The sequence below is a fragment of the Streptomyces sp. SID13031 genome (assembly GCF_010548305.1).
In the GTDB taxonomy this organism is placed as follows: domain Bacteria; phylum Actinomycetota; class Actinomycetes; order Propionibacteriales; family Kribbellaceae; genus Kribbella.
On record NZ_JAAGLV010000017.1, the window covers coordinates 18,346 to 32,359 of the forward strand.

Annotated in this window: 17 protein-coding genes and 1 tRNA gene; 13 read left to right on the forward strand and 5 right to left on the reverse strand. The window is 68.1% G+C overall.

Annotation, left to right across the window (positions count from 1 at the left end; translation table 11 throughout):
• Positions 1-56 precede the first annotated feature (56 nt).
• Positions 57-1,667 carry a sensor histidine kinase gene (locus tag G3I17_RS29270; RefSeq protein WP_203590931.1) on the forward strand — a complete coding sequence of 537 codons (1,611 nt, stop codon included), beginning with the start codon at positions 57-59 and terminating at the stop codon, positions 1,665-1,667.
• Positions 1,664-2,341, forward strand: coding sequence for a response regulator (locus G3I17_RS29275; RefSeq protein WP_164600850.1), 678 nt, complete (start codon positions 1,664-1,666; stop codon positions 2,339-2,341). Before G3I17_RS29270 ends, G3I17_RS29275 begins: the two co-directional genes overlap by 4 nt.
• 154 nt (positions 2,342-2,495) lie before the next feature.
• Here G3I17_RS29275 and G3I17_RS29280 read toward each other — a convergent pair whose 3' ends face one another.
• On the reverse strand, positions 2,496-3,152 hold the full coding sequence (locus G3I17_RS29280; RefSeq protein WP_164600851.1) for a GntR family transcriptional regulator: 657 nt from the start codon (positions 3,150-3,152) through the stop codon (positions 2,496-2,498).
• A gap of 74 nt (positions 3,153-3,226) precedes the next feature.
• Here G3I17_RS29280 and G3I17_RS29285 point away from each other — a divergent pair, with 74 nt between their 5' ends.
• The 5 genes from G3I17_RS29285 to G3I17_RS29305 all read left to right on the forward strand — a co-directional run bounded on the left by G3I17_RS29285 (position 3,227) and on the right by G3I17_RS29305 (position 7,847).
• Positions 3,227-4,351 (forward strand): Ldh family oxidoreductase, encoded by a 1,125-nt coding sequence (locus G3I17_RS29285; RefSeq protein ID WP_164600852.1) that lies wholly within the window; start codon positions 3,227-3,229, stop codon positions 4,349-4,351.
• The gene (locus G3I17_RS29290) at positions 4,348-4,668 is read left to right on the forward strand and encodes a putative quinol monooxygenase (protein WP_164600853.1); all 321 of its coding nucleotides are present in this window, start codon (positions 4,348-4,350) and stop codon (positions 4,666-4,668) included. Before G3I17_RS29285 ends, G3I17_RS29290 begins: the two co-directional genes overlap by 4 nt.
• Complete coding sequence (locus G3I17_RS29295) at positions 4,665-5,078, forward strand: cupin domain-containing protein (protein WP_164600854.1); 414 nt, start codon at positions 4,665-4,667, stop codon at positions 5,076-5,078. Before G3I17_RS29290 ends, G3I17_RS29295 begins: the two co-directional genes overlap by 4 nt.
• Positions 5,075-6,442, forward strand: coding sequence for an aldehyde dehydrogenase family protein (locus G3I17_RS29300; protein WP_164600855.1), 1,368 nt, complete (start codon positions 5,075-5,077; stop codon positions 6,440-6,442). The genes G3I17_RS29295 and G3I17_RS29300 overlap by 4 nt, the downstream gene beginning before the upstream one ends.
• 169 nt (positions 6,443-6,611) lie before the next feature.
• Positions 6,612-7,847: a glutamate-5-semialdehyde dehydrogenase gene (locus G3I17_RS29305; protein WP_343238460.1), complete on the forward strand. Its 1,236-nt coding sequence runs from the start codon at positions 6,612-6,614 to the stop codon at positions 7,845-7,847.
• Here G3I17_RS29305 and G3I17_RS42280 read toward each other — a convergent pair.
• Positions 7,837-8,631, reverse strand: coding sequence for a 4'-phosphopantetheinyl transferase superfamily protein (locus G3I17_RS42280; protein WP_164600857.1), 795 nt, complete (start codon positions 8,629-8,631; stop codon positions 7,837-7,839). The two genes, G3I17_RS29305 and G3I17_RS42280, sit on opposite strands and share 11 nt — an antisense overlap.
• Entirely contained in the window at positions 8,628-9,500 is an 873-nt protein-coding gene (locus tag G3I17_RS29315) for a winged helix-turn-helix transcriptional regulator (RefSeq protein WP_343238452.1), read from the reverse strand. Before G3I17_RS29315 ends, G3I17_RS42280 begins: the two co-directional genes overlap by 4 nt.
• Positions 9,501-9,564: 64 nt before the next feature.
• On the opposite strand from G3I17_RS29315, the gene G3I17_RS29320 reads away from it, so the two are divergent.
• A complete protein-coding gene (locus G3I17_RS29320) occupies positions 9,565-10,302 on the forward strand; it encodes an MFS transporter (protein ID WP_203590932.1) in 738 nt (245 codons plus the stop codon).
• On the opposite strand, the gene G3I17_RS29325 is transcribed toward G3I17_RS29320, so the two are convergent.
• Positions 10,217-10,672, reverse strand: coding sequence for an Lrp/AsnC family transcriptional regulator (locus G3I17_RS29325; protein ID WP_164600859.1), 456 nt, complete (start codon positions 10,670-10,672; stop codon positions 10,217-10,219). The genes G3I17_RS29320 and G3I17_RS29325 overlap by 86 nt on opposite strands.
• Before the next feature lie 349 nt (positions 10,673-11,021).
• Between G3I17_RS29325 and G3I17_RS40085 the strand changes: the two genes are divergently transcribed.
• The 5 genes from G3I17_RS40085 (at position 11,022) to G3I17_RS29345 (ending at position 13,369) form a co-directional block, all read left to right on the forward strand.
• Positions 11,022-11,180 carry a hypothetical protein gene (locus tag G3I17_RS40085; RefSeq protein WP_203590933.1) on the forward strand — a complete coding sequence of 53 codons (159 nt, stop codon included), beginning with the start codon at positions 11,022-11,024 and terminating at the stop codon, positions 11,178-11,180.
• A gap of 17 nt (positions 11,181-11,197) precedes the next feature.
• Complete coding sequence (gene nadD / locus G3I17_RS29330; protein WP_343238453.1) at positions 11,198-11,818, forward strand: nicotinate-nucleotide adenylyltransferase; 621 nt, start codon at positions 11,198-11,200, stop codon at positions 11,816-11,818.
• 26 nt (positions 11,819-11,844) lie between these two features.
• Positions 11,845-12,306 carry a ribosome silencing factor gene (rsfS, locus tag G3I17_RS29335; RefSeq protein ID WP_164600860.1) on the forward strand — a complete coding sequence of 154 codons (462 nt, stop codon included), beginning with the start codon at positions 11,845-11,847 and terminating at the stop codon, positions 12,304-12,306.
• Entirely contained in the window at positions 12,303-12,947 is a 645-nt protein-coding gene (locus tag G3I17_RS29340; protein WP_164600861.1) for a histidine phosphatase family protein, read from the forward strand. Before rsfS ends, G3I17_RS29340 begins: the two co-directional genes overlap by 4 nt.
• A gap of 349 nt (positions 12,948-13,296) precedes the next feature.
• Positions 13,297-13,369, forward strand: a tRNA-Ala gene (locus G3I17_RS29345).
• Between the two features lie 192 nt (positions 13,370-13,561).
• Here G3I17_RS29345 and G3I17_RS29350 read toward each other — a convergent pair.
• Positions 13,562-14,014 (reverse strand): Imm1 family immunity protein, encoded by a 453-nt coding sequence (locus tag G3I17_RS29350; RefSeq protein WP_164600862.1) that lies wholly within the window; start codon positions 14,012-14,014, stop codon positions 13,562-13,564.

Sequence of the window (14,014 nt, forward strand, 5' to 3'; positions counted from 1 at the left end):
TTCATTGTGCTCACGCGATGATGGCGCTCCGGGGCTCTGCCGAGCACAATCGGGGCGTGAAGACCAGGCGACGAGTGGTACTACGGCGGCGGTGGACGCTCGCCGGGCGGATGCTCGCCGTCCAGCTGCTGATCGTGCTGGTCGTCCTGGTCGGCGTCGCGGCGGTCTCGCTGGCGCAGTCGAACGCGCGCTTCCGCGAGACCGAAGGCAATCGTGCGCTCGCGGTGGCGGAGCGGCTCGCGGTGACCGCCGGGGTTCGCGAGGCAGCGGCGGGACGTGGCCCGGAGTTCGTCAGTCAGGCGAAGTCCGTGGTGGAGTCCGGGCGGACCTTCTCCGGTTCGACCTACGTCGTGGTGGCCTTGAGCAACCGCGAGATCATCGCCTCGACCGATCCGCTGCCGCTCACCGGCAAGCCGTTGCTGCAGGAGACCGACGCGTTCCTCGGCCGGTCCTGGGTGGGGCGGGACGAGATCACCGGGGCCGCGCTCGCGATGGCGCCGATCATCAACGCGGAGACCCGCGAGACCGACGGCGTGGTCGCGGTCGGCCGGCAGTATCCGTCGTGGACGGCCAATCTGGCGGCGGCCCGGGCGAATCTGCTGACCTACCTGGGGATCGCGAGTCTGCTGGGCGTGATCGGATCGTTGCTGTTGGCAAGGACGGTGAAGCGGCAGACGCTCGGACTGGAGCCGCGCGAGATCACCGGCCTGGTCGAGCAGCGGGAGGCGTTGCTGCACGGCATCAAGGAAGGTGTGCTTGCGGTCGACCTGGATCGGCGGATCACGATGGTCAACGACGAGGCGGCCCACCTGCTCGGCGTACCGCTCGCGTCTGCTGGCCGTTCCCTCGGGGATATCGATGACACCGGCCGGTTGGGGGAGATCTTCGACGGCACGGACATCGCGACCGATCGGATCCTGCCGCTGCACGGGCGGGTGCTGACCCTGAACCGGATGCCGGTACGTAGCCATGGCCGGCATATCGGGTGGGTCGCGACCTTCCGCGATCGGACCGAGTTGCTCGAGTTGCAGCGCGAATTGGATCTGACCAGGAACACGACCGACACGTTGCGGGCGCAGGCGCACGAGTTCAGCAACCGGATGCATATCGTCAGTGGGTTGATCGAGCTGGGGGAGTACGACGATGTTCGCCGTTATATCCAGCGGGTTGCGGCTGACCAGACCGAATTGACCGCTGGGATCACCGCGCGGGTGGCCGATCCGGCGGTGGCCGCGCTGCTGATCGCGAAGTCGAGTCAGGCGGCCGAGCGCGGAGTGAGTTTCGTCGTCGACCAGGGGACTTGGCTGCCGCGGCTGGACGAGCGGCTCGCGACGGATGTTTCGACCGTACTGGGGAACCTGGTGGACAACGCGCTCGATGCGGCGACGGGTGCGCGGGACCCGTTCGTCGCGGTCGAGGTGCTGGAGGCGGCGGGCGCGGTACGGATCGAAGTACGGGACTCTGGGCCCGGTGTGGACAGTGCGATGCAGAATCGGGTGTTCACGCACGGGTTCAGCACGAAGGACAATGCCGGGGACGATCGGGGGATCGGGCTGGCGCTGGTCCGGGTGATCTGCCGGAAGCGGGGTGGAGATGTGACGGTGCACAACGAGAACGGGGCGGTGTTCGTGGCGACGCTGCCGATGCTCGCCCAGGCGCGCACGTGATCCAGGTCCTCGTCGTGGACGACGACTTCATGGTGGCGCGACTGCACTCGAGCGTGGTCGCATCCCAACCAGGCTTCGAGGTCGTCGGCGCCGCCCGATCCGGTATGGACGCGCTCGCCGCCGTCCGGACCCTGCGCCCCGACCTGGTGTTGCTCGACATCTACCTGCCCGACATGAGCGGCCTGGAAGTGCTCCGCCGCTTCCGCGAGTCATCGTCGGACTACCCCGTCGACGTGATCGTCATCTCCGCCGCCCGCGACCTGGAAACCCTCCGTACTGCGCTGCGCGGCGGCGTCTTCCAGTACTTGGTCAAGCCCTTCGAGGTCGAATCCCTCCGAGCTCGCCTGGAGGACTACGCCGGTCACCAGGCGTCGTTGCACCACCTCACCGAAGCCCAGCAGGACGAGGTGGACCGAGTCTTCCGCACCACCACCACCCGAACCCCACCCCCCAAAGGCATCAGCCCCGAAACCACCACCCTCGTCCTCCGAGCCCTCGCCGAAGCCCCCGAGCCAGACCTCTCCGCCACCGAATGCGCCGACCTCACCGGCCTGTCCCGCAGCAGCACCCGCCGCTACCTCGAACACCTCGTCACCATCGGCCGAGCCGAAATGCACCCCCGCTACGGCGTAGCCGGCCGCCCCGAGCGCCGCTACCGCCTACTCCCCAAGTAACGCGCTCGGAGTGCACCCATCGGCTTTCGTGCATCGCTCCCGTGGGCTGTGCCTACCGACAGGACATAGTCGGTCGTTCGGGCGGGCGCCACGCTCACGGCGGTGGCTGCTGGCCGCTGTACGGGCGGTATGTCCTGTCGGTCGGCACGCGCGTCTAGGGCAGGCGTTCGCCGATGGCGGCCAGGGCTGTGTCTCGGGCGTGCAGGACGTGGGCCTCGGCCAGTTCTCGGGCGCGGGGGGCGTTTCCGGTGATCAGGGCTTCGAGGATTGACTCGTGTTCCTGGAGTGCTGCGGTTCGGCGGGGTTGGGACTGGTTGGTGAAGGCTCGGTAGCGGGCCATCTGGCCGTCGACCTGTTCGTGCAGGCGGGCGGCCCAGGAGTTGGTGGCGATTTCGGCGATCTTCAAGTGGAAGGCGTGGCCGGCGTTCATTGCGTCGTCGGCGATGTCGACCAGGCGGCGATTGCGGGCTATCAGGAGCTTCAGGGCTTCGGCTGACTCGTCTGTCATGCGGGTTGCCGCCTCGGCGGCCATCAAGCCCTCGAGTGCCGCGCGGACGGAGTACAGCTCCTCGATCTCCTCGGGGGATAGCGAACGGACGACCATGCCGCCGGTGGGGAGTTGCTCCAGCAGGTCTTCGGCGAGGAGGAGGCGCAAGGCCTCGCGGAGGGGGGTGCGGCTGACCTGGAGCTGCTGCGAGAGCTCTGGCTCGAACAGGCGCCGGCCCGGGGGCAGATCGAGCGACAGGATGCGTCGCTTCAGCTCGGCGTAGACGACCTGGCCACCGGAGGCGCGTCGCACTCTGTCCGTCATTCGAACTCTCCTTTGCGTACTTGTATACAAGTATGCTTCTCTGACACCAGTCTCGCACGTGATCGGAGCAAGGCATGGTCCAGCTGTCCCCGCCCGGCGCGCTCCGCGCATTCACCTCCGGCGTACTCCGCTCCGAAGGCGTTCCCGCCCCCGACGCCGACCTGCTCGCCGACACCCTCGTCATGGCCGAACTCTGGGGCCACGCGTCCCACGGCATGCTCCGGCTGCCCTGGTATGTCGCCCGCCTCCGCAGCGGCGCCACCCAGCGAGTCACCCGCGTCACCACCGTCCGAGACACCGGCGCCCTGCTGGTGCTCGACGGCGGCCATGGCATCGGCCAGGTCATCACCGACCAAGCGGTCACCCACGGCGTCGAGCGAGCCAAGGCCCACGGGGTCAGCGCGGTCGGCATCCGCAACTCCGGCCACTTCGGCACCGCGGCGTACTTCACCCGGCGAGCCGCCGAGCAAGGCTGCATCGCCCTCCTCTGTACCAACGCCAGCCCCGCGATGGCTCCCTGGGGTGGCAAGCAGAAAAGCATCGGCACCAACCCGTGGTCCATTGCAGCCCCCGCCGGCAAGCGAGGTGTGCTGGTGATGGACCTCGCCAACACAGCCGTTGCCCGAGGCAAGGTCTACCTGGCGGCCGAACGCGGTACGCCGATCCCGCCGGGCTGGGCGGCCGACGCCGAGGGCAGCCCCACCACCGATCCGCGCGCCGCGATCGAAGGCCTGATCCGGCCGATGGCCGGGCCCAAGGGCTACGTCATGTCGTTCATGTTCGACGTCCTGGCCGGCGTCCTTACGGGAAGCGCGTTCGGTGACGAGGTGGCCGGCCCGTACCAGCCGACGGAGACGAGCGGTGCGGGCCACCTCCTGCTCACGATCGACGTCGCCGCGATGGCAGACCCAGCCGAGTACGCCGCGCGGGTGGAAGCCCTCGTCGACGCCACCCGCGATGCCCCCAAAGCCCCGTGGGCCACCGAGATCCTCGTCCCCGGCGAACTCGAGGACCGCAACGCCGAACTCAACAGCCACGGCATCGACCTCGCACCCGCCACCTGGACAAGCCTCGTCACCCTCGCCGCCGAGTCCAACGTCCCCTTGCCGCCAACCAAGGAAGCCGCCCCGCCGACCGAGCAGGCAGCCCTGCCAATCGAGGAAGTCGCCCCGCCGTCAACAGAGGACGTGCCCGCATGATCACTCTCACCGTCTCGTTGCAGGTTCTGCCCGACCATCTCGAGCCGTTCGTCGAAGCGATCCGGACCAACGCCGAGCGTTCCTTCACCGACGAGCCCGGCTGCCTGTCCTTCGACGTCAGCCAAGACCTCACCGATGATCACCACTTCATCCTCAACGAGAACTATGTCGATGAAAAAGCAGTCGAGGAACACCGCTCCACCCAGCACTTCAAGCAATGGCGCGAAGCGGTCGCCCAGCACGTAGTACCGGGGACTCAGGCCAACACCCTGGCGAACCGGCTCTTCCACCACCACAGCCCGGAGGCCGACCGATGAACCTGTTGATCCACCCCGACCAGGTCACGCCGTTCGACCGCGGCAACGGCGTCGTCACGATCCCGTACGTCGGCCGCTGGAACGCCGACGCCAACCGGATCACCACCGGCCAGACCAGCTTCGCGCCCGGTACCGGACTGCCCGTGCACAGCCACAACGTCGAGGAGTCCGTGCTGATCCTCGAGGGCGAGGCGATCGCCGAGATCGACGGCGAGCGCTTCGACCTGGTAGCGGGTGAGGCGACCTGGGTGGAGGCAGGCATCCCGCATCGCTTCCTCAATCGGGGCGACGGCCCGATGCGGATCTACTGGGTGTACGGCGGCCGCGACGTGACGCGCACGATCACGGCGACCGGCGAGACCTTCGAGCACCTGTCCGAAAGCGATCGGGGCGGGCTGACCACCAAATGATCACCACGACCAACCCCGCCACCGGCCAGCCGCTCGCGTCGTACGAGCCGATGACTCCGGCCGCGCTCGAAAACGCCGTCCAGCAAGGCTTCACCACCGCAGCAACCTGGGGTGATTCAAGCCTTGAACTACGCCTTGAATCACTCACCCGATTGGCCGGCGTGCTCCGCGTCGAGTCGCCCCGACTGTCCGCTCTCATCACCGCCGAGATGGGCAAACCGATCGCCGAGGCAGCGGGCGAGATCGAGAAGTCGGCGATCACAGCCGAGTACTACGCGGCGCACGCGCCGGCCATCCTCGCCGATGAGCGGGTCGACGTAGGGGCGGCGAAGGCCTGGATCGCGTACGAACCGATCGGCCTCGTCCTGGCCGTGATGCCCTGGAACTTCCCCGTCTGGCAGGTACTGCGGTTCGCCGTCCCAACCCTTGCCGCAGGCAACGGAGTCCTGCTGAAGCACTCGCCGAACGTGACCGGCTCAGCCCTTGCCCTGCAGCAACTCTTCCTCGACGCCGGCTTCCCCGACGGCTTGATCACTACCTTGATCATCGACGAGGAAAAAGTCCCGTCGACGATCGAAGCGCTGATCGCCGACGACCGGATCGCCGCTGTCACCCTGACCGGCAGCAACCGCGCGGGCGCGGCGGTCGGCGCGGCGGCCGGTCGCGCATCGAAGCACTCGGTCCTCGAACTCGGCGGCTCAGACGCCTTTGTCGTGCTGGCCGACGCCGACCTCGAAGCGGCCGCGACAGCAGCCGTCAAAGCCCGCTTCACGAACTCCGGCCAGAGCTGCGTCTGCGCCAAGCGCTTCATCCTCGAGGAAGCCATCGCCGACGACTTCATCGAAGCCTTTGTCCAAGGCGTGAAGGAACTCCGGCCGGGCGATCCGGCAGACCACTCGACCACCCTCGGCCCGCTGGCCCGCGATGATCTCCGCACGGCCCTGCAACGCCAGGTCGACGAGTCGGTCGCGGCCGGCGCCAAGGTCCTCACCGGCGGCCGGCCAATCGACGGCCCTGGCTACTACTTCGAGCCCACGATCCTCACGAACGTAGCTCGAGGCATGCCCGCCTTCGACGAGGAGACCTTCGGCCCGCTCGCGGCAGTCACCATCGCCGCCAACGCGGAGGAGGCGATCAGCTTGGCCAACAGCACGCAGTACGGGCTGGGCCTTAGTGTCTGGTCGGCAAACCACGGCGTCGAGACGGCCCGCCGAATCACCTCAGGCGCCGCCTTCATCAACGCCATCGTCGCCTCCGACCCCCGCCTCCCCTTCGGCGGTACCAAACGCAGCGGCCACGGTCGTGAACTCGCCACCGCCGGCATCCGCGAATTCACCAACACGAGGACGTACTGGCTGGCCTAGGCAACACCCGTGGGCGAAGGCGATTGGAGAGACTGATCCCCCCCGTCCGGGCGACGATCCACCCCGGCGCCCGCAACAAACCTCCCCAACTCCCGGCCGCGCCGATCGTGGGGTTGAGACGGTTGGGCGGGCTGCGGGTGGGCCGCCCTACGATGGGGTTGTGAGCGAGATCATCGAATTGTGCCGGCAGGCGCGCGAGGCTTCCTACGCGTTGGCCGCGGCATCGCGGGCGACCAAGGACGCAGCGCTGCATGCCATGGCGGCGGCGTTGCGGGCCAATACCGAGCAGATTGTCGCGGCGAATGCGAAGGACGTCGCGGCGGCGCGCGAAGCCGGTACGCCGGAATCGACCGTTGATCGGCTCGCGCTGGACCCATCCCGGGTGGACGCGATGGCGGCCGGGCTCGAGCAGCTCGCCGGGCTGACCGACCCGGTGGGCGAGGTCGTCCGCGGGTACACGCTGCCGAACGGGCTCGAGCTTCGCCAGGTCCGGGTGCCCTTCGGCGTCGTCGGCATCATCTACGAGGCCCGCCCGAACGTCACGGCCGACGCCGCCGGCATCTGCCTCAAGTCGGGCAACGCTGTGCTGCTGCGCGGCTCATCGTCGGCCGCCGAGTCCAACGCGGCGATCATCGCCGTACTGCGCTCCGCCGTGGTCGAGACTGGTCTGCCGGCTGACGTGATCCAAGGCGTGCCCGGCGACCGCGCTGCCGTCAAGGAGCTCATGCAGGCGCGCGGCTTGGTCGACGTACTGATCCCTCGCGGCGGCGCCGGCCTGATCCAGACCGTCGTCTCCGAGTCCACCGTGCCCGTGATCGAGACGGGCGTCGGCAACTGCCATGTGTACGTCGACGCCGAGGCGGACCTCGATCTCGCGCTGACGATCCTACTCAACTCCAAGACCCAGCGCCCGAGCGTCTGCAACGCGGCCGAGTCGCTGCTCGTCCACGCGGACGTAGCGGAGGAGTTCCTGGCGAAGGCGCTGCCCGCGTTGGCGGAGGCGGGTGTGACCGTCCACGGCGACCCGACGATTGTTGCCGCTGGCAAGGACATCGTTGCGGCGACGGAGGAGGACTACGGCACGGAGTACAGCTCGCTGGATCTGTCCGCGGCCGTCGTGCCGGATCTGGAGGCGGCGGTCCAGCACATCCGCAAGTACAGCTCGGCGCACACCGACGCGATCATCACCCGCTCGCAGGCGGCGGCGCGACGCTTCGTGCAGGCGGTCGACTCGGCGGCGGTCGTGGTGAACGCGAGCACCCGGTTCACCGACGGCGGCGAGTACGGGTTCGGCGCCGAGATCGGGATCTCGACGCAGAAGCTGCACGCCCGCGGGCCGATGGGGCTGCCGGAGATGACGTCCACGAAGTACGTCGTGATCGGCGAAGGCCAGATCAGAGCCTGAGCAGCGGTCCCGCGTCGAACGACCGCACCTCGGGGCTCTGCTCCGACAAGATCGCCAGCGCTGCGGCGTACTCCACTCCTGCCTGCAGATCCACCAGCCGCACCGGCCCGTCGTACCCGGCCCATTCCCGCAGCGCGGCCGGCTGATCCGGCGCGCTGACGATCACCTTGCGCAGGTCCGCGCGGATGCCGTCACCGGTCGCCTTCACGACGGCTTCCTTGCGAGTCCAGTACTGCGTGAAGGCGCGGGCGCGGGCCGCTGGTTCGAATCCAGCGAGCTCGGCGGCCTCCACGTCGGACAGGCTCACCGAGGCGAGCGAGTCGGCGTCGATCGCGGGATTGATCAGCTCGACATCGACACCCACCGGCGCCGACGGGTGGAAGGCGACGACGATGCGATCGCCCGAATGCGACACCGAGACCTGCATCCCGTCGACGCTCACCTTGCCGTGCTGGCGGCCGCAATCGGGGCAATTGCGGTCCAGTACGACGTCAGCCGGCGACAGGTCGAGCTTCGTCGCGAGCACCCGCCTGACGATCGTGGCGCCGACCAGGAAGCGGTTCTTGTCCTCGTCGCGCGCATAGGCGGTCAGTCGCTCGACCTCAACCGCGCTGAGCTCACCGACCAGGCCGGGCCGCGCGTCCGCAGTACGGGCCCACCAGACCTCGACCGCCGCGATCCCCGCAGCCGCCGCGCCACCTGCTGCCGCTGCGCCACGTGCTGCGGCGCCACCTGAAGCTGCGGCGCCACCTGCTGCCGCTGTGCCACCTGCTGCCGCCGTCACAGCTGGCGAGCCGTGTCGTAGGCCCAGCTGATCGCTTCGGGGATGTCGGTGATCGGGTAGTGGACGGCCTTGATCTCGCGCGTCGGCGCGACGACCAGCATCAACCGCTTGAGGCGCTCATAGCCACCGGCCCGGAAAGCCGGCAAGCGGAGCGCGGCGGTCAGCGTGAGTTCGGTGTCGGAAAGCAGCACGTGCGGGATGTTCTCCAGTTCGGCGAAGGCCAGTTGCTCGTCCGGACGCTGGGTGCTCACGCCGTGGACTGCGATCTTTGCAGTGGTGAAGTCAGCGGCGCGCTCGGCGAACAACTTGTTCTCCAGCGTGCAGCCCGCGGTCCCAGCGATGGCGTCCCAGCCCTCCGGCAACTTACTCGGCCGGCCGGTCGCCGGATACCCGAAGATCACGGTCGCCCGCGCATCGAGATCCACAACATCCCGCAGTACTGCGCCTGCCGGAAGCTTCAGCCCTTCGGGGATGCGCCGGCCAACCAGCTCGTGGATGCGGTGCGCTGGGGCTTCCTCTGGCGAATTGGTGCCGGTGAGCTCGCCGTCACCAAGGACCCAGCGGTCGCCCCAATCCTGCAGCGCGACGAGGACGGGGAGCAGAGCGCGGCCGCGAGGGGTCAGTTTGTAGGCGTGGCGCGTCGGCCGCTCCTGATAGACCACCCGCTCGACGACTCCACTGTCGCGCAGGCTGCTCAGCCGCTCGGTCAGCACTTTGCGAGAGATCCGCAGCGACTCGGCCAGCAGCTCGAACCGGTCCAGCCCCCGCGCGAGGTCCCGGACGATCAGCAACTCCCACCCATCACCAACCACCCCGAGCGACTGGGCGATCGCACAGTCGGGCTCGGGGGAGTAGCTACTACGCCGCACGACAGCCTCCTCTGCTTGCTCCCACGCTATCCGGCCGAGTAAGTTTCCCTTAGAAACTGACACCGTGGAACTGACTGTACGACGGTCCGGGGCCGTCTCCAGCGTCATCCTCGCCGCCGTGATCTGGCGGTACGTCCCGAGCGCGACGCGAGTGGTGTCCGCCCACGTGTCAGGCGTGTGGCGAGCGCTGCGTCAGGACAAGTCGATCCTGGTACTGCTCGCGTCGATCGTCGTCATCGACACCGTCTATCGCCAGCTCTTCGCGACCCTCCCGCTGCTCCTGCACGATGCGGGCACACCTGCCGTCGCGTACGGCGTACTGATCGGCCTGAGCTCAGTCGTCATCGTGCTACTGGAGGCGCCGCTCGCCATCCGCCTCCGCGACCACCATGCCTCCCGGGTAATCGCCGTCGGCTTCGCTCTGGTTGCAGTCGGCCTTGCAGTCCTGGGCATCTGGCCCGTCCTCTTCGGAGCGGCCCTGGCGGTGGCGGTCATCACCGCCGGCGAGATGCTCTACAAACCCACCGCCACAGCCCAGGTCGTCGATGCGGCTCCCGCCGGCATGACGGGGCGCTTCTCCAGCCTGTACGCCGCAGCCTCGATCTCCGGTATGACCCTGGCCCCCGCGTTGGGTGGTGTCGCCTACCAACACCACCCGCATCTCCTCTTCCCACTGGCGGCGGTCGTTGCTCTTGCCGCCGCCGTAACCGTCTACTTCACGGCCCATCCGGCAGCGGCGCCGGCCTCGCCTCCCAGCGGGTCGACAGGATCACCGTCGTCCGCGTCCGTACGACGCCGTTGATCCGCCGCAGGCTGCCCACCACCGCCTCCAGTTGCGTCACGTCCGCCACACGTACCTTCACCATCAGCTCCTGGTCGCCGGCCACGAACCAGCAGTCCTCGACCGCGGGGATCTCCCGTACGCCCACGACCACGTCATCGGTCTCCACGTCGTCGCGCTGGAACAGCCCGACCAGCGCACTCGTCCCCAGCCCGACCTGGTCCGGCGCGACCACCGCCTGGTAGCCGAGCAGCACGCCACGCTCCTCCAGCCGCTTCACGCGCTCCTGGACGCTCGGCCCTGAAAGCCCCACCACCCGGCCGAGCTCGGCCCAGCTGGATCGCCCGTTGGCGCGCAGCCCCTCGACCAGCTGCCGATCGATCGCGTCCATGCAACCCTCCGTTTACCGCAGATTCGTAGGGAGATCAGCTGATCTACCTTCAATTCGTTTGAGTCCTAGCAGAATTCGGCGTACTATTTCAACTATCGAAGCCACCCGCTCCGAGACCCGCTACGACCTTGTGAAGGAAACATGATCACCCCCGATGTTGCCCGTGCCACTATTGACGAGATGCGCCGTGTCGCTGCGATCCATCAGCGCGACTACGTCGGTCCCTCCGCCTGGCGCCGGCTGCTGACGCGCTACATCCGGCACAGCTGACCCACCTCCCGCGCGACCGGCAGGGCTTCGGGCCCACCGGTCGCGCTCTTGTCGGTGGGCAAGGGATAGGCTTCGCCTCATGTTCGCTACCTTCCTGCCGCAGCTCGTGGCCGCCGAAGAAGCCTCCAAAGAGGCCTCGCACATCTCGCCTTGGTGGTACGGCGGGTTCGCGCTGTTCGTCCTGGTCGTGATGCTGCTCGTCACCGTGATCCTGGGCAAGGGCCGGCCGCACGCCTGAGCGGCTGGTGAGCTGACGTGGATTCCCCGGAGAGGGTGCGACCAGGCCGCCGCCTCGGCGTGATGGGCGGCACGTTCGACCCGATCCACCACGGCCACCTGGTGGCGGCGAGCGAAGTACAGTCGTACTTCGACCTCGACGAGGTGATCTTCGTCCCGACCGGGCAGCCCTGGCAGAAGCTCGACCGGGCCGTCTCGCCGCCCGAGGACCGCTACCTGATGACGGTCATCGCGACCGCCTCGAACCCACGGTTCTCGGTCAGCCGGGTCGACATCGACCGGCCCGGCCCGACGTACACGATCGACACCCTGCGCGACCTGGCCCGGCTCTACCCGGACGCGGAGCTGTTCTTCATCACCGGTGCCGACGCGCTGGCCCAGATCCTCACCTGGCGCGACGTCGACGAGATGTTCAAACTGGCCCAGTTCGTCGGTTGTACCCGGCCGGGGTACTCCTCCCAGGAGTTGCCGCTGGACCGGCTCCCGATGGAGCGGATCACGCTGCTCGAAGTACCGGCACTGGCGATCTCGTCGACCGAGTGCCGCCAACGCGTCGCGAAGGGCAACCCCACCTGGTACCTGGTGCCCGACGGGATCGTCCAGTACATCGCCAAGCGTGACCTTTACACCAACCACTAAGCCTGCATCACTAGCAAAGGACTGCAATGCCAGCCACCGAACGCGCCATCGAGCTGCTCACCGCGGCCGCCGAGGCGGCCCACGACAAGAAGGCCGAGAACGTTCTCGCGTTCGACGTCTCCGAGCAGCTCGCCATCACCGACGCGTTCCTGGTCGCCTCCGCCTCCAACGACCGTCAGGTCCGCGCGATCGTCGACGCGATCGAGGACAAGCTCCGCGAGGACTTCGACGCCAAGCCGGTCCGCCGCGAAGGCGCCCGCGAAGGCCGTTGGGTGCTGCTCGACTACCTCGAGATCGTCGTCCACGTCCAGCACGACGAGGAGCGCAACTTCTACTCCCTCGAGCGGCTCTGGCGCGACTGCCCGGCCATCCCGCTCCCGGGCGCGGACGGCACCATCGCCGTACCGGTCGTCGCCGACCGGTCCGCCGACGAGGACCCGACCCCGGCCTCGGCGCCGTCCTCCGCGCCGTCCTCTGCGGCCGAATGACAGCGGGCCGGCTGATCGTCTGGCGCCACGGCCGGACCGAGTGGAACCTGCAGGACAAGATCCAGGGCCAGGCCGACATCCCGCTGGACTCAGTGGGTGTCGCCCAGGCGCGCGCCGCAGCCGCTCGTCTCGCCTCCCTGGCGCCCACCCGCCTCTTCTCCAGCGACCTCCAGCGCGCGGCAGCGACCGCGGGTGAGCTCGCCGCGCTGACCGGCCTGAAGGTCGAGTACGACGAGGCGTTGCGCGAGATCAACGTGGACGACTGGGCCGGCATGACGATGGACGAGCTGGCCGCCATCCATCCTGAGGCCGCCGCCCGGATCCGCTCCGGCGAGCCACAGCGCCGCGGTACTGCCGGCGAAACCGTCGAAGAGGTAGCCGAACGCTTCGCCCCAGCCCTGGCCCGGGCGATCGAACACGGCGAACCCTCCGACACGATCGTGGTAGCCACCCACGGCCTGGCAGCCCGAGTAGGCATCTGCCTCTTCCTAGGCATCCCCAAAGCCCACTGGCCCGCCTTCGGAGGCCTCTCCAACTGCAACTGGGTCTCGCTACTCCCCGGCCGCCACGGCTGGCGAATCGAAGAGTGGAACGCCGGCTCCCTCCCCGAACCAGTCATGAGCGACGACCACCAACGCTAAATCCCCACACGCCCGCCGCCGTCCGCTCCTGCGTCGCTCCCTGCTCTGGGCGCTCCCACCCACCCGTGAGACGCTCCTGCGTCGCGGCGGTGCCCAGGCGCGGCTTTGCCCACTGCCGGAGGACCGGGAACTCGAAGTGCTCACCTGTGCCCACATGAGCAAACCGGAGGCCCAGTTCCTCCGCCCTCTTCGCGCATCTGCTTCCGCACTCGCGTATCACCGATAGGGACGGCCACCCGCGCCAACCCACCCACCCCAGCCGTGCTCTTCCTCACCCCCGCTCCCACCCCACCCGATTTTTCTTTCCAACCCTCCATCCGCTAATATTTCGGAGTCCGCAAGACACCGCGGGGCTTTGGCGCAGTTGGTAGCGCGCTTCCATGGCATGGAAGAGGTCAGGGGTTCGAATCCCCTAAGCTCCACCGAAAGTAAGCAGGCCGGTCTCCTCAAGAGGCCGGCCTTTTGCTTGTATTGCGACTCCCACGCGCCCGCCGCCGCTCGCTCCTTCGCCGCTCCCAGCTCTGGCCGCTCCCACGCAACTGACTTTTGCCGCTCCTTTGTCGCAGCGGGTGCCAGGGTGCGGCTCGTCTCCTACCGGGTTTTGTCGGAGGTCCTCAGGCGACGTTCACTGGCCAGGCTTGCCATGTGATCGAGGCTGGGCGCTCGCCGCCGCTACGAAGGAAGTCCTTGACCGCCAATCGGATCTGGTCGAGGCACAGTTCGGAGTCGAGAGGAAGGGTTTCCGGATGCCCGGCGTACTCGTAAACAACCTCATCGTGCTGTGCCAGTGCTCCGGCGGCGTACCAAACGCCTGCTGACCCCTCGACCGTTCCGGCGAACTTGATACCGCCAACCTTGCGCTCGGCGTTGATGCCGACCCGAAAATCGTGATCGGGGTAGCCCTGCTCCGTCCGCGGACGCTCGGCCAAGTACAGCGCAGCCATCGTGTGATCGAACGACTCGGCCAACAGATCGTCGACCAACCGCTCAACGTCAGCGTCGGTGCGGATCACGACAGGTCGGTCGTCGTGTTCGTGACGGTAGTAAGCCTCGATGCTGTAGCTCAT